This is a genomic window from Helicobacter sp., from assembly GCF_017502485.1.
Classification (GTDB): domain Bacteria; phylum Campylobacterota; class Campylobacteria; order Campylobacterales; family Helicobacteraceae; genus Helicobacter_B.
Genome location: NZ_JAFVUX010000043.1, coordinates 1 through 20,152 on the forward strand (window position 1 = coordinate 1; position 20,152 = coordinate 20,152).

At 43.6% G+C, this 20,152-nt stretch carries 15 protein-coding genes; 11 read left to right on the forward strand and 4 right to left on the reverse strand.

Going from position 1 to position 20,152, the window contains the following annotated elements; genetic code table 11:
- Window positions 1–239: 239 nt before the first annotated feature.
- The 4 genes from flgG to IKB69_RS08390 all read left to right on the forward strand — a co-directional run bounded on the left by flgG (window position 240) and on the right by IKB69_RS08390 (window position 5,036).
- Complete coding sequence (gene flgG, locus IKB69_RS08375; protein WP_023929369.1) at window positions 240–1,028, forward strand: flagellar basal-body rod protein FlgG; 789 nt, start codon at window positions 240–242, stop codon at window positions 1,026–1,028.
- A 93-nt stretch (window positions 1,029–1,121) separates the two neighbouring features.
- Complete coding sequence (gene bamD, locus IKB69_RS08380; protein WP_290948297.1) at window positions 1,122–1,775, forward strand: outer membrane protein assembly factor BamD; 654 nt, start codon at window positions 1,122–1,124, stop codon at window positions 1,773–1,775.
- A gap of 23 nt (window positions 1,776–1,798) precedes the next feature.
- Entirely contained in the window at window positions 1,799–4,267 is a 2,469-nt protein-coding gene (gene lon / locus IKB69_RS08385) for an endopeptidase La (RefSeq protein ID WP_290948299.1), read from the forward strand.
- Window positions 4,268–4,331: 64 nt separating this feature from the next.
- Window positions 4,332–5,036, forward strand: a complete 705-nt coding sequence (locus IKB69_RS08390; RefSeq protein ID WP_290948301.1) for a Bax inhibitor-1/YccA family protein — start codon at window positions 4,332–4,334, stop codon at window positions 5,034–5,036.
- A 91-nt stretch (window positions 5,037–5,127) separates the two neighbouring features.
- Here IKB69_RS08390 and IKB69_RS08395 read toward each other — a convergent pair whose 3' ends face one another.
- Together IKB69_RS08395 and IKB69_RS08400 are read right to left on the reverse strand one after the other, a co-directional pair.
- Window positions 5,128–5,934 carry a DUF815 domain-containing protein gene (locus IKB69_RS08395; RefSeq protein ID WP_290948303.1) on the reverse strand — a complete coding sequence of 269 codons (807 nt, stop codon included), beginning with the start codon at window positions 5,932–5,934 and terminating at the stop codon, window positions 5,128–5,130.
- Entirely contained in the window at window positions 5,931–7,889 is a 1,959-nt protein-coding gene (locus IKB69_RS08400) for a M99 family carboxypeptidase catalytic domain-containing protein (protein WP_290948305.1), read from the reverse strand. The genes IKB69_RS08395 and IKB69_RS08400 overlap by 4 nt, the downstream gene beginning before the upstream one ends.
- Window positions 7,890–8,010: 121 nt before the next feature.
- On the opposite strand from IKB69_RS08400, the gene IKB69_RS08405 reads away from it, so the two are divergent.
- On the forward strand, window positions 8,011–8,556 hold the full coding sequence (locus IKB69_RS08405) for a flagellar FLiS export co-chaperone (protein ID WP_290948307.1): 546 nt from the start codon (window positions 8,011–8,013) through the stop codon (window positions 8,554–8,556).
- 3 nt (window positions 8,557–8,559) lie between these two features.
- On the opposite strand, the gene IKB69_RS08410 is transcribed toward IKB69_RS08405, so the two are convergent.
- Together IKB69_RS08410 and IKB69_RS08415 are read right to left on the reverse strand one after the other, a co-directional pair.
- A complete protein-coding gene (locus IKB69_RS08410) occupies window positions 8,560–10,449 on the reverse strand; it encodes a dynamin family protein (RefSeq protein WP_290948309.1) in 1,890 nt (629 codons plus the stop codon).
- Window position 10,450: 1 nt separating this feature from the next.
- Window positions 10,451–12,847 carry a dynamin family protein gene (locus tag IKB69_RS08415; RefSeq protein WP_290948311.1) on the reverse strand — a complete coding sequence of 799 codons (2,397 nt, stop codon included), beginning with the start codon at window positions 12,845–12,847 and terminating at the stop codon, window positions 10,451–10,453.
- Between the two features lie 96 nt (window positions 12,848–12,943).
- On the opposite strand from IKB69_RS08415, the gene nhaA reads away from it, so the two are divergent.
- Genes nhaA through leuS form a run of 6 tightly spaced genes read left to right on the forward strand, consistent with a single transcriptional unit; the run spans window position 12,944 to window position 20,144 of the window.
- On the forward strand, window positions 12,944–14,359 hold the full coding sequence (gene nhaA / locus IKB69_RS08420; protein ID WP_290948313.1) for a Na+/H+ antiporter NhaA: 1,416 nt from the start codon (window positions 12,944–12,946) through the stop codon (window positions 14,357–14,359).
- A gap of 42 nt (window positions 14,360–14,401) precedes the next feature.
- Complete coding sequence (yajC, locus tag IKB69_RS08425; protein ID WP_290948314.1) at window positions 14,402–14,695, forward strand: preprotein translocase subunit YajC; 294 nt, start codon at window positions 14,402–14,404, stop codon at window positions 14,693–14,695.
- Window positions 14,696–14,702: 7 nt separating this feature from the next.
- Window positions 14,703–16,355, forward strand: a complete 1,653-nt coding sequence (gene secD, locus IKB69_RS08430; protein WP_290948316.1) for a protein translocase subunit SecD — start codon at window positions 14,703–14,705, stop codon at window positions 16,353–16,355.
- Window positions 16,355–17,326: a protein translocase subunit SecF gene (gene secF / locus IKB69_RS08435; RefSeq protein ID WP_290948318.1), complete on the forward strand. Its 972-nt coding sequence runs from the start codon at window positions 16,355–16,357 to the stop codon at window positions 17,324–17,326. The genes secD and secF overlap by 1 nt, the downstream gene beginning before the upstream one ends.
- Window positions 17,327–17,358: 32 nt before the next feature.
- A complete protein-coding gene (locus IKB69_RS08440) occupies window positions 17,359–17,700 on the forward strand; it encodes a DUF6394 family protein (protein ID WP_290948320.1) in 342 nt (113 codons plus the stop codon).
- Window positions 17,701–17,708: 8 nt separating this feature from the next.
- Window positions 17,709–20,144, forward strand: coding sequence for a leucine--tRNA ligase (gene leuS / locus IKB69_RS08445; protein ID WP_290948322.1), 2,436 nt, complete (start codon window positions 17,709–17,711; stop codon window positions 20,142–20,144).
- Window positions 20,145–20,152: the final 8 nt, after the last annotated feature.

Here is a 20,152-nt window from a genome sequence, read left to right on the forward strand (position 1 = left end):
CAATCCTTTGACTTCTTTCATACTTATTTGCGCCAATGCACCCTTTATTATCCTAGCGACATTCTTTTATGCCAATACCTTTGCCCTTATGTTTACTTGTGTAGTGTTTATTATCGCCTATACTCTCTCCTACCGCCTGCTGATTCGGTAATTTGACTAGGGTGATGGTAGGGGTGCAATTTAGGAACTTTTTTTGCTTTAATCTTTGGTGTTTAAATTTCGCGCCCAAAGGATTGAAGATGATGCGCTCACTCTATACCGCTACCACAGGAATGCTAGGACAGCAGCTACAAATTGACACCACTTCAAATAATATCGCTAATGTCAATACTACCGGCTACAAAAAGCAAAGGGCTGAGTTTAATGATCTCTTTTATCAAACCCTGCAATACGCTGGCACAGCCACAAGCGAGACAACACTCTCCCCTACAGGCATAGAAGTGGGGCTAGGCGTGCGCCCAGGTGCTGTGCAAAAGATGTTTTCTCAAGGCAGTCCCAAAGAGACAGAAAATAACCTTGATGTAGCCATTGAAGGTAAGGGCTTTTTCCAAATTCAGCTTCCAGATGGCACAATCGCCTACACAAGAGATGGGGGCTTCAAACTTGATGATAATGGTAATATTGTAACAGCACAAGGCTATTTGCTCCAGCCTCAAATCACCATCCCTCAAGATGCTACGCAAATCAATATTGGTACAGATGGCACAGTAAGCGTCGTGCAGGCAAACAACGGCGTGAGTAATGTGATAGGGCAAATTGAAGTGGCAAATTTCATAAACCCAGCAGGGCTACACTCTTTGGGGGATAATTTGTTTTTAAACACTAATGCTTCAGGTGATGCGATTGTAGGGGTCGCTAGCACAGAAGGCTTTGGTGCACTTAGACAGGGATTTTTAGAGCTAAGTAATGTCAAGCTTGTAGAGGAGATGACAGATCTAATCACTGGGCAAAGAGCCTATGAAGCAAACTCTAAGACAATCCAAACTGCTGATGCAATGCTACAAACGGTTAATTCCCTTAAACGCTAGAATCTACTAAGATCTCCTAGCATACAGGCTTTGTGCAAGCTCTTTGCTGATGTAGTGTATAATGCGCAAATTTTACAAGCTCTAAGGTGGTGTATGCGGTTTTTTGTATTGTTGCGGTTATGTGTGGTTATCGCTGGTGCTTTGCTCTTTAGTGCGTGCGATAAGAAAGATAAAAATGAGTTCAATAAGCCTGCTATGTATTGGTATCAAAATATCGTTAAAGAAATCAAATTTGGCAATTTAGAGGGTGCGGATAATTTTTATGCATCACTACAAAGTGAACATATCAATTCTCCCTTGTTACCAGATGCAATGCTTATCCTAGGGCAAGCTCACGCAAGAAAAGAGGAGTATCTGCTCGCAGAATTTTACTTTGATGAGTATTTGAAACGCTTTGGCACTGCGCAAAATGCTGATTTTATCACTTACCTAAAGCTTCAAAGCCGATATTATGGGATTAAGAACTCAAGCAAAGATCAGGAGTTTTTCTCCGACACTCTCTCTGCCTTTGATAATTTTTTAGATAAATATCCTACAAGTCGATATGTGCCTTTTGTGCAGACAATGCAAGTACGCTTTGTGTTAGGGCAAAATGAGCTAAATAAAGGCATTGTCAATGTTTATAAAAAACAAAACAAGCCAGAAGCCACGCAAAAATATCTTGATAGAATCGATGATGATTTAGAATCTAGCACACAGCCAAAAGCATCACATATCCCTTGGTATGTGCGGATGTTTAATTGGTAATTATCCATATTTAAGGAGTAAGTATGCAAAACTCACAACAATTCCCAGCTACCCTACCTGTAATCATAGAAGAAGACTTTACCTACCCTTTTGCGATCGCGCCTATTTTCACCCAAGGGCAGAAGAATATCGCAGCAGCAAATGCCGCCCTAGAGCGTAATGACCTTGTGCTTGTGTGTTGTGAGAAAGCTCCAGAATTTAGCAGTGATGAAAAGATAGATTCTAGTGAGCCGTCATTTTATGATGTGGGTGTGGTATGCAAGATTTTGCGCAAGGTGTCTTTGCCTGATGGGCGCGTGAAGATTCTAGTGCAAGGAATGGCTACGGCTAGAGTCATTGCGCTAGATACACAAGTGGATGAGATGGAATCTAGTGACTTAATCCAAGCTGTGGTTGATATTATCGAGTATCAAGACTACAACCAAGCGCGTGTGGAAGCGATGATGAAGTTTCTGCTAGAAAATGTCCAAAACTACGCCAATATCAGCCACTTCCCCCCAGAAATGCTAAAAACACTTGAAGAGACAAATGACCCAAATCGCATCATTGATCTTGTTGCTTCTACGCTGCGTTTGAAGCCAGAAGAAACTTACAAGCTTTTTGCAAGCAACAATATTGAAGAGCGAATGATGATGCTTATTGATTTTGTAACGCAAGAAATCCAAGCCCAAAAGTTGCAAAAAGAAATCAAATCACGCGTGCATGATAAGCTTGAGCAAACAAATCGAGAGTATTTTCTCAAAGAGCAAATGCGCCAGATCCAAAAGGAGTTAGGGATTGACAAGCAGCGCGATGAAGAACTTGATGAGTTTGCCAAAAAGCTAGAATCTATCAAGCAATTTCTCAACGAAGATGCCCACAAGGAGATCCAAAAGCAAATCAACCGCCTATCCAAGATGCACCAAGATAGTGCCGATGCAAATTTATTGCACAACTATGTTGAGTGGGTTTTAGAAATCCCTTTTGGCAAATACGCTAAAGGCGAACTCTCTATCAAAAATGTCGCCAAGCAGCTGGACTTAGACCACTATTCTTTAACCAAGCCAAAAGAGCGTATTATCGAGTATTTTGCTGTGCGCGAGCTACTTGCTAAAAATGCCAAAGCCCTAGCAAAATCTAAGGATTCTAACTCTAAATCAAAAAAAATCAAAGAAGAGAGCCAAAAATCAAAAGGTACTATTTTATGCTTTTATGGACCACCGGGCGTGGGGAAAACAAGCCTTGCAAATTCCATTGCCAAAGCAATTTCGCGCCCGCTTGTGCGCATAGCTTTAGGTGGGCTAGAAGATGTCAATGAGCTACGCGGACATAGGCGCACTTACATTGGTGCTATGCCCGGGCGCATTGTGCAAGGACTCATTGAAGCAAAAGAGATGAACCCAGTGGTCGTGCTTGATGAGATCGATAAAATTGCGCGTGGCGTCAGAGGCGATCCTACAAGTGTGCTCCTAGAGATTTTAGATCCAGAGCAAAATGTAGAATTCCGTGATTATTACACAAATTTCAGCATTGACTTATCGCAAGTGATTTTTATAGCCACTGCAAATGACATTGCGCAAATCCCAGCACCATTGCGTGATCGTATGGAGTTTATCCCCATCTCTAGCTACACTCCGCAGGAAAAAGAGCAAATCGCGAATAAATACCTAATCCCTCAAGAGCTTACAAAGCATGGGCTTAGTGAGAAGCAAATCCAATTTACTAAAGAAGGCGTGCGCGTGCTAATAGAGCGATACACACGCGAAGCAGGCGTGCGATCGCTACGACGGCAAATTTCTACAATTTTGCGAAAAGTCGCTACGAAAGTGCTACAAGATGGCGATGAATTTAAGCCCATCAAGCTTACGCCAAAGCAGATTCCAAACTTCCTAGACAAAGTGGTCTTTGAGATTGAGCAATCAAGTAAGAGAGCGCGCGTGGGCATTATTAATGGACTTGCTTGGACAAGTGTAGGTGGTGATGTGCTAAAAATTGAAGCCATAAAACTTAGAGGTAAAGGCGAGCTAAAGCTTACAGGAAGCTTGGGTGATGTGATGAAAGAGTCCGCGCAAATCGCACATTCTGTGGTAAAGGTGTTGCTTGATAATGGCAAGCTAGATTTTAGCTCACTAGCAAAGTCTAAGTCCAAAGAGCCTATTTATAATCAATACAACATCCATCTCCACCTCCCAGAGGGAGCTACGCCAAAAGATGGTCCAAGTGCGGGGATTGCTATGGCTTGTGTGATTGCATCAATCCTTTGTGAAAAGCCAATAAGTGGCGAAATCGCTATGACAGGCGAGCTAACGCTAGCAGGCGATGTCTTGCAAATTGGCGGATTGAAAGAAAAGCTCATCGCCGCGCACAAAGCTGGGATCAAGCGCGCTCTAATCCCAGCTAAAAACTATGAACGAGATCTAAAAGAAATCCCACAAGAAGTGCTAGAGAGTATGAAGGTTGTCCCTGTGCAGACGATAAAAGATGTGTTTGTTGAAGTATTTGGGCGTAGCTAGCTGACATAGCCGTTTATATAAATATTATATAATTCCAACACATTTCATCAATTAAGGAGATAAAATGGGACTTTATGATAGAAATTATACAAATGATACAAGCAGTATCGATGCTACTACTGAATATGCAGCAGCACAGGATAGCGCGCTTGTGAAATTTGTCAAATTGACTTATATTTTCTTTGGAGCAAGTTTATTTTTTGCCTTCGTTGGGGCGGTGATTGGCTTTTACAATCTTCAACTTGTCTATGAAAATCGTATGATTCTCTTTGTAGCTGAGATTGCAGCACTCTTTGGGCTTATGTTTTCTCGCTCAAAGCCCGGACTTAATATCGCAATGCTCTTTATCTTTACCACACTTACAGGTTTGGTGGCTACTCCGCTTGTAGCAATGGTAGCAGCAAAGGCAGGAGCCGGAGCTGTGGTAATGGCATTTGCAATGACGACAATAATCTTTGGTGTGATGAGCATTTTTGGTATTAGAACACGCAAAGACTTGGCAAGTATGGGCAAAATGCTTTTTATTGCTTTGATTGTTGTGATCGCTTGCTCGGTTATCAATCTTTTTTTCCTTGAAAGCTCTATGTTTCAAGTGCTGATTTCAAGTGCGACAGCTATTCTTTTTAGTATATATGTTGCTTATGATACGCAAAACATTATCCGCGGGCTTTATACAAGTCCAGTAGATGCGGCTATTAGCCTATATCTTGACTTCTATAATATCTTTATGAGTCTTCTATCTCTTATTGGTCTTTCTAGCAAAGACTAGTAAGAATATGGAGGGGCTATTATTTAGAATCCATTTTGCTTGTCGTTACGAGATTTTGCTTAGATTCTACTAGCTTTTGCTCTGCGTGTTTTTATATGCTGTTATTGCGCCATGCTGTAGCAAATTCTTCGGCTATGCGTGCGTTTCTTCCACCTATTTTGGTAGCGAAGTTTAGCGCGCTTTGTCGCGATGTGCTAGACTCTTCTAAAAAGCTTTTATCATCTAAGATGTGCGCGATATGCTCTAAGTATTCTTGCATACCAATATCATAGAATCCAATTTGTAATCCAAATCGCTCGCTTAATGCCAGCTCTTCTTGAATTATTTCATTGCTTGGGGTGAGATTCCCAGCGTGTAAAGAGCTAGATTCTAGTAGTCTGCGGAGATTAGAAGTAGCATAGAGCAGGATATTGCTAGCACTTGCTTCAAGTGAGCCTTGCAGAGTGCTCTTTAGGCTTTTGTAGGTTGGGTCTTCTTGGGAGAATGATAGATCATCGCAGAAAATGATAAAACGATAAGGCAGGTCGCGCAAGCTATCAAACACTAGAGGTAATAGGCAAATATCCTTACTATCAAGCTCAAGTACGCGCAAAGGTGAGTTAGAATCTAGTAGATGAGGGAGCAAGGTAGCCTTGATCAGTGAGCTTTTCCCACAGCCTCTAGCACCAAATAACAGTGCGTGTAATGCCTGCTTTCCAGCCAAAAATGCATTTGTGTTTTCTTGTAGTACTCTAGCTTGGCTCTCAATGCCAAAAAGCCTAGGCATCTCTCCAAAATCCGTAATTGTTCGGAGGCAAAACTCTCCTGCAAAGACTCGGATTATGTAGGCTCTATGTGCGTGCCACTCTGTGTTTCCCAGTAGCTTAAAGGGTGAGTTTGTGAGAGATGTTAGACTCATTGCCCACTCTTATCGACAAACTCAAGCAATATCATACCGCCGAAGTATTCTTTATAGCCTTGAGTTTTGAGTTTTTGTGCGCTTGGGCGTGGCTGCTTGGTACTAGTGCTTGGCGCACTAGAATCTAGCGGTGCAAGCAAGCTTGCAAGGATATAGCCATTAACATCGCGTTTCGTGCTATTGGCACCATAGACATAGTGAATTTGCGCCCATTGATTGTGCGCAGAATCTAGCCCTGCCTTAGTGGTACGCACCTCCATTATCCGCCCACGCGGGGCTTTTGCTACGATTGTAGCACTAGTGCTTGGCTCAGCGCGGATATGGGCTAGATTGACTCTTACTTGAGCAAGTTTGGAGCTATCGTTTGGCTTGGTAAGGCTTGCAAGGATATAGCCTACAATCTCGCGCTCCTGTGTGCCATTTGTATAAATGTAGCGCACCTTAAGCCATTTCCCATGTGGAGATTCTATGTTTTCTAGGACTTCTAGTTCTTTCCCCCAGCGCACCATACCAGCGATACTAGAATCTACCCCTGCGCCTGTGCGGATATTGGCTAGACTTACGCTCACACGCACACTTGAAGAAGCCAAGTCCCCAGCACTTGTGGAGCTAGAATCTACCTTTGGCGTGTTGCTAGATTCTAGTGTATTGGGGCTCTCTTCTGTGCCTAACTTCTCTTGGATATAGACTTCTGTGCGATAGAGCTTACCGGCTACATCAAGGCTTGCGCTTGGGTTTAGTGAAGCTTTTGTAATATGGCTAGAATCCCCCCCCCCTATAAGCCCAACGACCTGCAAGCGTGCTTGGCGGTTGTCATCAAGCACTATGGTGTTAGGCAGACTTATCTCGCGCGCTATTTGCACACGCTCTCCTAGCGCGATCTTGCGCGTTTGCTTATCAATCGTGGCTTCTAGTGGGGCAAGTGATCCTTGGTAGAAGTCAATGCGCTTTGGGAGAATCTTTGTCATCACATTGTTACCGTATTTTAGGGTTAGAGAGCCATCTCTTGGTAGAAGCCCTAGAATCTTGTTGCTTGAAGTGATGGTGATTTCACTAGCTCTTTTGCCTTTGGGGATAGGGAAGTTTGCAAGTGGGGTGCGCAAGCCAAAGAGTGGCATTTCAGGGAGATTCTCAAGCCTAAAGGTTTGGGAGTGATCCTTGATGGCTTTTTGCACATTTTGTGGTGAAAGTGTGAAATCTCGCTCAAACTCTATACCCATTTGTGTGAGAAGCGCATCGATGGCGAGTAGGTGGTAATACACGCGCTGGGCGACATTAAGCTCCTTGCTTGCTTCATTGGCATAGCCGGGCTTGCCCTGATTGATCGCATAAAATGTCAGGGCTTTTTGCATTTCTTTGTCTTTTTCAGCAGTTTGGGTATTGTGCAAATGATAGCGATGGATTGGGGCTAAGAGATGGGCATTGATATGTGCGATCATCGCGTTTGCGATAGATTCTAGTGCGCCATATTTCGCGCCTTCTAGTGTAGCTTGATCAATGACCGTGCAGTTCCCCCAGCGATTTGGATTAGCAAGCACACTTTCAAAGTTTGGGCGATAGTATCCACTCCCATCGTGTAAATGCAGTACCGCTTCTACTTGATTTTCTTTAATGACACTTTTGATATGCTCTATAAGCGGTTTTTCTGGGTCATTTGGGTCAATGGTTGCAAATTTGCGATTCATATCATCATAGATTCCACGATGGTTAAGTAGCATAGAGTGTGGGTTTAGCACAGGGACTATCCAAACACTACCGTTTTTAATTGTGTAGTGATTGAGAAAAATATTTGTTGCGTTAAATCCACCGGGCTCATCACCTTGTATCCCACCGATGATAAGTAGTGTAGGGGACTTTGAGACTTCTTTTTTGATCACTTCAAAGTCAATAGGGTGCAGTGACACTGCACCAAGCAAACCTGCCAAGCAAGCCCATAGCCAAATAAATCGCATCATTGTCCTTATGAAAAAATAGCCCTAATTATAACAAAATCTTACAAAGGTAGCCCCAGACAGCTACAACACTTTAGGGAACAAAAAGTGCTTAAGACTATCTAAACTACTTAGGAGTTACCAAATGCAGCAAAAGGACATATTAGAGACATTTAAGAAGTATGTAGGGGAGTTTGGACTAGCACAGAAAATGCAAATCCCACTATGCAAAACCCAGAGAATCCAAAATTTTGGCGAGAATATAAAGAGTGCCAATGAGCTAACAGGCGCACTACAAGTGCTTAAAAGTACCTACAAAAAAATCCTAGATTCTGCTAATGGGCTGGGCAATGATGAGGTGCAAGACCACTTAGTCATCTATCAAATCCAAGAGCAAATTGCCAAATGCAAGTTTATGGGTAATGAGCTGTTTGACTCTGTGCTTAGTGCTAAAGTTGGCGCACAGAGTGTTGAGTTTGAAAACCCATCACCTATGCCCTTGCTAGATCGCGGGGATTTTGGCGGGTTTATAGGCTATATCCAAGATAAATCTAGCGAGATTACACAAACATTAAGCACATTGTCGCAGGCGATTTGTGATGAAAGCTTGTTTGGAGAGAGAGTAAGCCACATAGATACAGGCGTGGATTTTGAGCGGTTTGACCCATCGATGTTTTTGCGCAAGAGCTAGAATCTAGCTCTTTGGTATTTGTAACTCTTCTAGGGTGTCGCGTAGGACTTGGCTATGAGATTCTAGGGTGCTTAGATATGGTGCAGTAAGCTTTGCAGTATGCTTAAAGCACTCCATATAGGCTTGACTTAAGTTCCATAGAGTCTTTTTGTATAAGGCATTGTGCAAAGAGAGCTTGTCTTGGAATGTGAGAAAATGCAAGGCATTATTTAGGCTATCGCGGATATTTTCTAGCGTGGGGGTAAAGAGCGCGAAGTCTTTGGGAGATTGCTTGTGCTTGTGCAGGGCATAGTTGATCTTACTATCAAGCTCGGTGAGTGCTAGAGATATGGCGTTTGGATAGTTTAGAGTAATGAGTGTTTTTAGCGAGTCAAGCTCACCTTGCAGGGCGCATAGAGTGGCTGTGTTTTGGGCTTGGATACGCGTTAGGGTGCTATGTTGCAACATTTGTAGGGTATGTTGTAGCGCAGGGGTAGAATCTACCCAAAGCTCGCAGCTAGTTTGCCTAAGTGCTTCTAACTCACTATCAAGGAAGTTACCAAGCTCTTTGCCAAATGCACCTATTTGCAAGCCTAGTGTGCGAAACTCTGGCAAGAAGCGGTTTTCTTGGCTATGTAGCTTGCTTATAAGCGTGTCTTTTGGGATTATGGTGGCTTGGTAGGTTTGCATTTGCTGAGTACGCATACCTAGGAGATTTTTGCTTGCGATAGGTAAGCTAAATTCGCTAGATTCTAGCTGGGAGAAGATATGTTGCGCGAGATTTTCTAGGGCATTATCGTAGCGCGTGAAAAATGTGTTAAATTGCTTTTCTAGCCCACTTTTTAGGGCGTTAAATCGCAGGGTGCTATCAAAGCACTCAATGGCTTGCAAATAGGCTTTGATGGTGCTTTGCATCTGCTCTATCTCCACCATGCTAAGAGCTAGAATCTCCCTTAAAATGCGTAGAATCTTGCTAGATTTTAGTTCTTTGGCATTGTTAGCAAGCTGTGTCGTGATAAATTCTAGCACTGCTTGGAAGTTTGAGTGCGTATAGAGCTGGCTAGATTCTAGCGGAGTTGTGGGCTGCTCTTGGTGGGCTTGGATCGCTTTTAGTGCTTGCTTAGCAGAGATGGCAATCACTTTGCTAAAGCTACCACTAAAGGCGGATCTAGCGTAATTTAGACTTGTTTGTACTTCTTTTTCATCTTGTAGGCGATCTTTTTGATTAAGTACGCATAGAGATTTGGAGACATACTGCTTAATGTGGGCATCTATAATGTCCTTTTCACTTTGCTTGCCGACATTGTCGATTAAAGAGAGCCAAATAATCCCATCTACACGCGATAAAATAGCGTTTGTCGTCTCTGTATCAATGGCATTTTGCGAGTTGAAGCCGGGGGTATCAAGCAAGCTGATAGAGCGTAGCAGTGTCACAGGCGAGCGTAGGATAAATTCACGGATTTGGAGATTTTCTAGCTCATCTAATGTATGGAAAAATTCTAGTGGCTTTGGCGTGCTTGTGCCATCGTTGTAGATAACCTCTAGGCTGTAAGTATCTCCATAGCAGATAGTGCAAACTTTTGAAGTGATTGGTGTAATGCCACTAGGCAGGATAGTGCGCCCCATTATAGCATTGAGAAAAGTGCTCTTACCGCTAGAGAATTGCCCCACAATCGCTATGGTAATGGGCTTATCGAGATCTCTTGCAAGAGTATCTAGTGTGCTAGCGCGTTGCTTGGTAAGTGAGTCTGTGCGACTTAGTGCATAGCGAGTGAGTTGGATTGCTTGATGTAGGGGATTGGTGCTGGTAATGAGTAGGCACTCGTGGATAAAGGATTCTAGTAGGGCGGGAGAATCTATGCTTAGAGTATTTGTAGAATCTATGGGCGTGGAATCTAGCGTGGTTACTTTCATCTTATAATGCCTTAAGGATCATTTGCACTTCATTGTGTAATGATTGGATAGTTTTTTGTGTGTTGTGGAGTGCTTCTATGTCGTCTTTGGTGGCTGTTTTTGTCAGAGCAGATTCTAGGGCTCGGGCGTTTTTGGTGATTTTATCCTGCAAGGCGTCTTTTTGTGCTTGTGCGTAGTCGGTAAAGCTTTGGTGTAAAAGAGCCTGCACACGCGTATTTTCTCGCGTAAGTAGGCTGATAAAATCCCCCATTTTCGCGCGCAAAAGCTCTTGCAAAGCAGCACTAAGTTTTTCTTGCGTGTTTTTGGTGTGTGCGGCGTTTAGCTCTAGCACGGCTTTTGCTAGTTGCTTGGCTAGGGCGCTAATGCTATTAGTGTGGCTTGGATAGGTGATTGGCGGGATGTCTAGGGATACATCTAAGGCTAGTGTACTACTGCTTTTTGCAAGTTCATCCAGTGTGCGTAGCTTCTTTGCTACTTTGTATTTGTATTCACGCATAAGATCGTGGTAGCTATCTTGCAAGCTTTGGGTGATGATGGATTCTACACGCTCTGCGTTTGGCTTAGAGTTTTTGGCGTATTCATAGATTGCATCATCATAAAGCTGGGTGAAAAGCCTTTGTGTGTGGGAATTTAAATGGGCGTTGATTAGTGCGATGAGCTCACTTAGATAGTGCATAAACTCCTGCTCTCTTGCTGCTAGTTGCTTGTTTAAAGTCTCCATAGAGTCTATAAGTGCTTGATTGCTCGCTTGCAAGTCGCTAGCTATGGCTTGCTTGTCGTGGTTATTTGCTTGCAAGATGCGTTGCTCTATGTGTAAATGTTCCTTTGCAGATTCTAGCTCTAGGAGCAAGACTCTATACGCGCTATATAGCAAGTCTCTTTGTTTAGGCGAGTCATCGCCAAGGAGCATAGATTCTAGGTAAGCTTGCACTTTAGGGAGTCCTGTTTGCTCTAGTGTAAAGTTTTGCGCTTGAGCTTTTATGATGATGTCTTTATCATTTGTCTTATACCCTAGTGCAAAAAGTGAAGCTACAGGGATAAAGTCAATGCTATCAAGCAGGGCTTGTATATCGCCATCATAATGCGCCTTTTGTAACTCCTTTTGCAGGCTTTGGCGGGTATAGGCTAGGCTAGATTCTAGCTCTTTGCTATTCAGTAAATCTGCGCGCGTTAGCACCACAAGCAATCTAGCCAAATGTCTGCTAATGAGCGACTCTAAGATAAAATCCATATCTTTTTGCGTAGCAGCGCAGCTTGCATTCATCACATAAATAAGCATATCGCAATGGTGCATATAGGATTTAGTTAGCTCCTCGCGGATTATGATTGGATCATCAAGCCCGGGTGTATCGACAATCTCGACATTATTTTGCAAAAATGCTAGCGGGAGATGGAGCTCTACTTTCTTTACTAGCGCACTAAATCCGTTTTTATAATTGGCTGAAGTGTAGCGCGCTAGCTCATCTATAGCAATGACTTTTTGCCCCATATGTAGCAATTCTCTTTGCTCATCTGTAAGCGTGCTAGAGTGCGCATCTTGCGCGCTTGCACTCTCCCACTCGCTTTGTGTGAAAAAATGCACCAAAGCAGATTCTACATCGCCATAGCGCAAGATAGAGAGATTAGCAGTCTCTGGGATTGTGGAAGTGCCTAGCACATCCTTACCCAAAAGCGCGTTTAAAAAGCTACTTTTCCCCGCACTTAGAACACCAGCCACACCGATAGAAAAACGATTTTCTTGTAAGCGCGCTATGGTTTTTTCAAGTGTGGGCTTGGTATGAGGGAGTGCTTGGGCAAGTGTGTTAGCAATATTGATAAGCTCATCTTCTAGAGCTTGCTTGGCTATAGTGGGCTTCTTAGCTGGTGCGCTTTCTTTTGCAAGCTTTGTGTGTGTGGTAAAAAATTTTTCTAATATGCTAAAAAGCCCCCTTGCGCGCTCCACATCACATAACCCCGCAGCAATAATATGTCCCATTAGGGCTTTGCTCTCTTGTAGTTTTTCTATGCTTGTGTATGCCAAAATAGCGCACTGCAAAGAGAGAATAGCTAAGGGATTGAGGCTAGAATCTAGAGATGCGGGATCTAACTGATTTTGCATCTCTATTGCGCGCAGAATCAGCTGGAAAGATTGTGTTTGCTCATAGCGTGCAAGGTTTATAGAATCTGCTGAGAGCACAATGGCTAGGGCTTGTGGGGGGATCTGCTCTAATGCTTGGCTAAAGTCGCAAGCGTTGGTAAAAAGCGCGCCAAGCTCGGTAGCGCGTAAGCTGCTTGGTACTAGTGTCTGCCAAAATGCCTGCAAAAGCTCGATGCGTGCGCTGGGCAGGTCATCATAACGCAGGGCTGGCTTGGGCTGTAGCGCAGGGCTATCGGCAATGGAGTGTGTAGCAGTGTGCATAGGCTGACTTTTTGGGAAATTTTGGTGGGATTTTACCAAAAAAAGATCTAGAAAATATTGCTATAATATCAGCCCTATTTTATCTAAAGGGCATTTATGCGATCAGTAGGGCAGAATCTAGAGAAGCTAGGATTGCGAGATGTGTTTCTCAACTTCTTAAAAAGTGAGGCATTTGGGGGGGTATTTTTGTTTTTCGCAGCAGTGCTTGCGATGATTATAGCCAACTCTTCACTTAGCGAGATGTATTTTAACTTTTGGCATATGGAGCTTGGGGTAGAAGTGCAAGGACTTGCACACGCTTTTCCATTCCTAGCACACCTTGGTGCACAAGGTGAAAATGGCAGTATATTTATAGGCTTTAGTATGCACCATTGGATTAGTGATGTGCTTATGGCGTTGTTTTTCCTAATGGTTGGGCTAGAAATTAAGCGTGAAGTGCTTTTTGGTGAGCTAGCAAGTGTGAAAAAGGCGATATTCCCAGCTCTTGCGGCAGTTGGCGGTATGCTTGTGCCCGGGCTCATTTACTTTGGGTTAAATGCTGGCACGCCTTCAGTGCGTGGTTTTGGTATCCCTATGGCAACAGATATAGCCTTTGCCCTTGGAGTGATAATGCTGCTTAAATCGCGCGTACCTATGGCATTGAAGGTATTTTTAGTAACGCTTGCGGTGGTTGATGATTTGGGGGCGATTGTGGTCATCGCACTTTTTTATACAAGCACTTTGCATTATGCGTATTTGGGCTTGGCTGGGGTACTTATCTGCGCGCTTATCATTCTTAACAAGCTTGGCATTAAGTCATTAAGTCCATATTTGTGCGTGGGGGTGGTGCTGTGGTTTGCTGTGCATAATAGTGGGATCCATGCGACTATTTCTGCTGTTGTTTTGGCGTTTTGTATTCCTGTGCGCCCAAAATTTGACTTACAAGATTTCAATCCGCATGTAACTGCGATGGTTGATAGATTTGTTCGTAGCAAGAGCGATGATCAAGTGTTTTTAAATGAATCGCAAGTGAAAAATCTTCGCAATATGAGCGAAACTATCACGATGGTGCAAAGCCCACTAGGACGGCTTGAGCGTGCTTTACACCCTTGGAGTGCGTATTGCATTATGCCATTGTTTGGTTTTGCTAATGCGGGTGTGCGCTTAGATAACGGGGTAGATTTTAGCACGCTTTTAGGCTTTGATCATATATTTTTAGGAGTGGTGTTGGGACTGCTGATTGGCAAGCCTGTGGGGATTTTTCTCATCACATTTTTATGCGAGAAGTTTGGGATCGCGGCGCGTCCGAGCGGGATTACTTGGGGTGAGATTCTAGGAGCTGGTATGCTAGCAGGTATTGGCTTTACGATGTCGATTTTTGTCTCTGATTTAGCTTTTAAGGGCGCAGAGCACGCTGAGCAAGCAGCAGAGATTTCCAAGATAGCCATCCTTAGTGGCTCACTTATCTCTGGGATTATTGGGGCTTTATTTTTGCTTGTAGTCGCAAAAATAAAGGATAAAGTAAATAAATAGTCGCTACAATGCCAGCTCTAATTTTATGTGCAAGGATTATAAATGGGTAATGATGCAAACAACCTTTTTGTCTCGCTTTTGCCACTTATTGTGCTTTTTGCGGTGTTTTACTTTTTTCTCATTCGTCCCCAGCGTGTGCAAGCAAAGCGACATAGAGAAATGCTAGAAGGATTGAAAAAGGGCGATAAGGTCGTAAGCTCTGGAGGGCTTATTTGTGAGATTATCAAGGTGGAGGAGCAGTTTTTTAGCGTGCGTTTGAGTGATGAGAGCACAGCTAGGCTTTCTAGGGATTTTATTGCCTATAAGGTCAATGATACACAGCCCACACAATCATAAATTTTAGATGAAAATTTTTCAACCAAAATTCCTTGTCTTTCTTGTTGCCTTATGCTTTGGCTTGGTGTGTAGCGTACCAATCTTCTTTGATACCAAAGGACCAAAGATCACATTAGGGCTTGATCTGCAAGGGGGCTTGCAGCTTCTGCTTGGTGTAGATACAGATGCAGCCACTGCTGCGCGCTATTCTTCTATTGCTTCTACTATAGAATATGAAGCAGCAAAGAGGCAGATTCTGCTCTCTCCTGTGCAAGCACAAGAGAGTAATGTGCAGTTTGACCTGATCGATTCTGCTGAAGTGAGCGAGCTAGAAATCTTGCTAAAATCTGTGCGTGGGATTGCTTATGAAGCTCAAGAATACCACTATACCATTCTTCTAACCCAGCAAGAACAAGAAGAAGTGCGCAAGCAAGCTATTCTTCAAGCAATTACCACCATACGCAATCGCTTAAATGAGTTTGGGCTAGCCGAGCCTAGCGTAACCCAGCAAGGGCGAGAGCAGATTCTAGTCGAACTCCCCGGAATCCAAAACACTAAGCAAGAGCAACGAGTGCGTGATCTTATCTCTAAAGCGGCATTTTTGCAGATGATGGCAGTCGATGAAGAGCGTGTAAGCCGTGTATATAGTATGAGTGATTTTGAAGCGCAAGGGTTTAATGATGTGATTTTGCCCTTTGCAGAATCTACTAAAGAAGCTCAAAGTGCTATTGCTAGAGGCGAGCCTGCGCCAAAACTTTTGTTAAAGGCGACTTCTATCCTAGATGGAAGTATGGTAAGCAATGCGCGCGTGGCGTATGATGAGAACCATCGCCCCGTGGTGGCATTTGAGTTGAATGCGCAAGGAGCAAAGCGGTTCGCTGATTTTTCAAGTGCTAGCATAGGTAAGCGTATGGCAATCGTACTAGATAGTAAAATTTACTCCGCTCCTGTCATTCGCGCTAGGATTGCTTCAAGTGGGCAAATTAGTGGAGATTTCACAGAAGAAGAAGCCACAGACTTAGCTATTACTCTGCGAAGTGGGGCACTGCCTGTCCCACTCTCTGTGCTAGAGAAGCGTAGTGTGGGACCTAGTCTTGGATCTGATAGCATCCGCGCTTCAATGCTTGCTCTTATTGGTGGTTTTGTGCTGGTGGTTGGTTTTATGATTATCTATTATGCGGTAGCGGGTGTTATAGCTTCTTGCGCGCTAGTGGTAAATCTTTTGCTTATTATTGCGGTTATGGCGATATTTGGCGCGACATTGACTTTGCCGGGTATGGCTGGTATTGTGCTAACTGTTGGTGTGGCAGTTGATGCAAACATTATCATAAATGAGCGCATTCGTGAAGCCCTTCGTGCTGGAGAGCCGATCACAAGGGCGATTCAAGTAGGCTATATTAATGCTTCGCGCGCGATTTTTGACTCAAATATCACTTCGCTTATTGCTTCATTTTTGCTCTATGCTTATGGCACAGGCGCGATCAAAGGCTTTGCCCTTACCACAGGGATAGGGATTCTGGCTTCTATCATCACAGCAATTATTGGTACACACGGAATCTATGAAGTCCTGCTCTCTAGACTTAGCAAGGCAAGATCGATGAAGTTGTGGTTTGGCGTCTCCTATCAACACACCCAAGTCAATGCCAAAGTAGCTAGACCTGCCATTAAAGGAGCAAAATAGTGGAAATATTCAAGCGAGTGCGGGTTTTTGACTTTGTTAAATACTCTAATTATGGACTTTGGATTAGCTTTGCCTTGCTAGCTGGGGCGGTGTTTTTGTTTATAAAGCCCGGTTTCACTCTGGGTATTGACTTTGCTGGGGGGAATAGCGCGCAGCTACGCTATGAGAGTAAAGCCCCTATTGAGCAAGTGCGCACACTGCTAGAAGCAGAGCCTGCGTTTAAGGGTGTGCAAGTGAGCGAGTTTGACTCAGCAGAAGAGCTGCTTGTCAAGATCCCTAACAGTGCCGAGCTTGAAGGGCGCAATCTTGCCCCTATGCTAGAATCTATCCTAGCATCTAGTGGAGAATTTGAGATACGCAAGATGGACTCTGTGGGGGCAAAGGTTGGTGAGGAGCTTAAAGAAAAGGGTATTGTTTCGCTGTTGCTTGCATTTATAGCGATGATGGTGTATGTGAGCTTCCGCTATGAGTGGCGGTTTGCCTTAGCTGGAATCTTGGCATTGATGCACGATGTGATTATCACTGCTGCTAGCATTGTGGTCTTTGCCATTGATTTAAATCTAGAAGTCATAGCGGCTCTGCTTACTTTGATAGGGTATTCAATCAATGACACGATCATCATCTTTGATAGAATTCGTGAAAAAATGCTAAATGATAAGACAAATGACATCGCCTTTGTTATCAATGAAGCAATCTCGCATACACTCTCTCGCACCTTGCTTACTTCGCTCACAGTGTTTTTTGTCGTGCTGACTTTATATGTATTTGGTGGCTCAATTATTGTCGGCTTTTCTCTTCCTATGCTTGTGGGTGTGATTGTAGGGACTTATAGCTCAATGTTTCTTGCCCCTAAGCTTGCAATATTGCTAGGCTTCAACATAGAGAAATACCACGCAAAAGAGCTAGAAAAGCAGCGCCGAGCGCAAGAGCGTGCGAAAATCCGCCAACAGTATGAAGGTGGCAGGATATAGATCCAAAGTAGATTTTAGAAAAGGAGTAGGGTATGGATTGGGGTAAGGTTATTTTCATTTTTTTTACACTAAGTAGTGCGACTTCCACGGCAGGGTTTTTGTATGCACCAGATATTACGATTTTGTTTATGGCTATTGCGCTTAATCTCATCGCTACAACTTTAAAAATCGGCGTGCGCAAAAGGCTTTCATCGGAGTTGTTTGCTAGTTCAATCGTCGCAGATTTACACTTGCTGCCAGCCTTTGGCGTGCTACAAGTCTTCCATAATGAAAAGCTAGCCTATGTATTTGTGCTTGGTGCACTTATGGCAAATGTTTTCTCGCTTATTTTGATTCTCATCGAGAGTGCGCAAAAGCAGGATGCAGATTTCTAGGATAGTGTATGCGTAGTTATAACCCAAGGATAATAGAGAAAAAATGGCAAGAGCATTGGGAGCAAGTGGGAGTATTTGAGCCAGAGTGGGACTCTACAAAACCTAAAAAATATATCCTAAGTATGTTTCCCTATCCAAGTGGGGCGATCCATATGGGGCATGTGCGTAACTATTGTATAGGCGACGCGCTAGCAAGGTACTATCGCAATCGTGGCTTTAATGTTCTGCACCCAATAGGTTTTGATGCTTTTGGTATGCCAGCAGAAAATGCTGCCATCAAGCACAAACTCCACCCAAAGTCTTGGACTTATGACAATATGGATGCTATGCGCAAGGAGTTTCGCACTCTTGGACTCTCATTTTCAGCGCAACAGGATTTAGCCACTTGCGATCCTATTTATACAAAGTGGGAGCAAGAGTTCTTTATCCAAATGTGGGATAGAGGTCTAATCTACCGCAAAAAATCCCTGCTAAATTGGTGTCCTAAGGATTTAACCGTGCTTGCAAATGAGCAAGTCATTGATGGCAAATGCTGGCGATGCGATACGCAAGTTGTGCAAAAAGAAATGGAGCAATACTACATTAAAATCACCGATTATGCAGAGGAGCTACTTGAAGACTTGCAGACCTTGGAGGGGAAATGGTCGCCACAAGTACTACTTATGCAGAAAAATTGGATTGGCAAATCCTATGGCTTGCAGTGTAGATTTTCCCTAGAATCTAGCGCCAAGGAGCATAGTGGGATAGAAAGCTTAGAGATATTTACCACACGCCCAGATACGATATTTGGTGTTACTTATTGTGCCATTGCTCCAGAACATCCTTTAGCAAAGGCGATGTTTGATTATTTAAGTGTGCAGCAGCAAGAGCATATTGTTGCTATGCGAAATACAAGCGCGCGAGATCGCGCAAGTGCGCAAAAGCAAGGTGTGGATTTAGGGATTAAAGCTATCCACCCTATCACAGGAGATTTGCTACCTATATGGGTGGCAAATTTTGTGCTTATGGATTATGGTTCTGGGGCGGTGATGGGTGTGCCAGCACACGATGAAAGGGATTTCGCCTTTGCTACGGCGTATGACTTGCCTATTAAGCAAGCGTTACAGACACAAAATCCATTGCCTTGTAGTGATGATGGAGCGATGCTAGATTCTGGTGCGTTTAAGGGGCTTATTGGTGATGAAGCTAGGCAGGCTGTAATTAAGTATTTTGAGAGAAATGGTCTTGGCTCTGGTGTGGTAAATTATCGCTTACGCGATTGGGGAGTGTCTAGGCAGCGGTATTGGGGTGCGCCTATCCCTATTGTGCATTGTGAGAGCTGTGGGGCAGTGCCAGAAAAGAGAGAGAATCTCCCTATAACTCTCCCAGATAATGTAGTAATCACCGGAGAGGGAAATCCACTTGCTAGCCACGCTGACTTTATGCAAGCCATCTGCCCTAAATGTGGCAAGCAAGCTAGGCGAGAGAGTGACACAATGGATACTTTTATAGAATCTAGCTGGTATTTCTTGCGCTATGCTACACAGCGCAGTAAGTGGGAGCATTGTGCGATTGATAAAGCTAGTGTATCGTATTGGTTACAAGTTGATGAATACATCGGTGGGATTGAGCACGCGATCTTACATTTACTTTATGCGCGATTTTTTACCAAAGTTTTGCGGGATTTGGGCTACTGTTGCTTCAATGAGCCTTTTGCACATTTGCTTACACAAGGAATGGTGCTAAAAGATGGCGCGAAAATGGCAAAATCTAAAGGCAATGTTGTTAATCCTAAAGATATTTTGCACGCGTATGGGGCAGATACTGCGCGTTTGTTTATCTTGTTTGCTGCTCCGCCTATCAAGGAGCTTGAGTGGAATGATAATGGTGTGGAGGGGGCAAACCGCTTTATCCGTCGCTTGTATGAACGCGCGCAAAAAGCTTATTCCACAAAATCACTTCCGCACATTGATGGAAGTGGGCTAGATTCTGCACAAAAAATAGCGCGCAAGAAAGTCTATGAAGCCTTGCGAAAGAGTCAAGAGGTCTTCACCAAAAGGCAGAATAACTACAACTTCAATACGCTCATTGCCGCTTGTATGGAAGCATTTAATGCATTAAATGCGCAAGAAAATCCAGACATTTGGACAGAGGGGTATTTCATCTTGCTCTCTATCTTAGAGCCTATTATCCCCCATATTTGCTGGGAGCTTAGTGAAGAGCTTTTTGGGCTAGCGAATTTTGGTGAGATAGAAGTGGATTCTAGTGTGTTTGCTAGCGATGAGTGTGTTTATGCTGTTACGATTAATGGCAAAAAGCGGGCAGAAATTAGTGTGCAAGCAAGCCAAGATAAGCAACAAGTCATTAACCAAGCAAAAAAATCCATAGAAAAATGGTTGCTTGATGCAAGAATTACTAAAGAAGTCTTTGTACCAAATAAGCTTGTAAATTTTGTGGTGGTGTGAGTGGGCAG

What these genes read in the sequence shown, in the direction of transcription:
- flgG (WP_023929369.1), top strand. Translation starts at nt 240, where the DNA reads ATGATGCGCTCACTCTATACCGCTACCACAGGAATGCTAGGACAGCAG.
- bamD (WP_290948297.1), top strand. Translation starts at nt 1,122, where the DNA reads ATGCGGTTTTTTGTATTGTTGCGGTTATGTGTGGTTATCGCTGGTGCT.
- lon (WP_290948299.1), top strand. Translation starts at nt 1,799, where the DNA reads ATGCAAAACTCACAACAATTCCCAGCTACCCTACCTGTAATCATAGAA.
- IKB69_RS08390 (WP_290948301.1), top strand. Translation starts at nt 4,332, where the DNA reads ATGGGACTTTATGATAGAAATTATACAAATGATACAAGCAGTATCGAT.
- IKB69_RS08395 (WP_290948303.1), bottom strand. Translation starts at nt 5,934, where the DNA reads ATGAGTCTAACATCTCTCACAAACTCACCCTTTAAGCTACTGGGAAAC.
- IKB69_RS08400 (WP_290948305.1), bottom strand. Translation starts at nt 7,889, where the DNA reads ATGATGCGATTTATTTGGCTATGGGCTTGCTTGGCAGGTTTGCTTGGT.
- IKB69_RS08405 (WP_290948307.1), top strand. Translation starts at nt 8,011, where the DNA reads ATGCAGCAAAAGGACATATTAGAGACATTTAAGAAGTATGTAGGGGAG.
- IKB69_RS08410 (WP_290948309.1), bottom strand. Translation starts at nt 10,449, where the DNA reads ATGAAAGTAACCACGCTAGATTCCACGCCCATAGATTCTACAAATACT.
- IKB69_RS08415 (WP_290948311.1), bottom strand. Translation starts at nt 12,847, where the DNA reads ATGCACACTGCTACACACTCCATTGCCGATAGCCCTGCGCTACAGCCC.
- nhaA (WP_290948313.1), top strand. Translation starts at nt 12,944, where the DNA reads ATGCGATCAGTAGGGCAGAATCTAGAGAAGCTAGGATTGCGAGATGTG.
- yajC (WP_290948314.1), top strand. Translation starts at nt 14,402, where the DNA reads ATGGGTAATGATGCAAACAACCTTTTTGTCTCGCTTTTGCCACTTATT.
- secD (WP_290948316.1), top strand. Translation starts at nt 14,703, where the DNA reads ATGAAAATTTTTCAACCAAAATTCCTTGTCTTTCTTGTTGCCTTATGC.
- IKB69_RS08440 (WP_290948320.1), top strand. Translation starts at nt 17,359, where the DNA reads ATGGATTGGGGTAAGGTTATTTTCATTTTTTTTACACTAAGTAGTGCG.
- leuS (WP_290948322.1), top strand. Translation starts at nt 17,709, where the DNA reads ATGCGTAGTTATAACCCAAGGATAATAGAGAAAAAATGGCAAGAGCAT.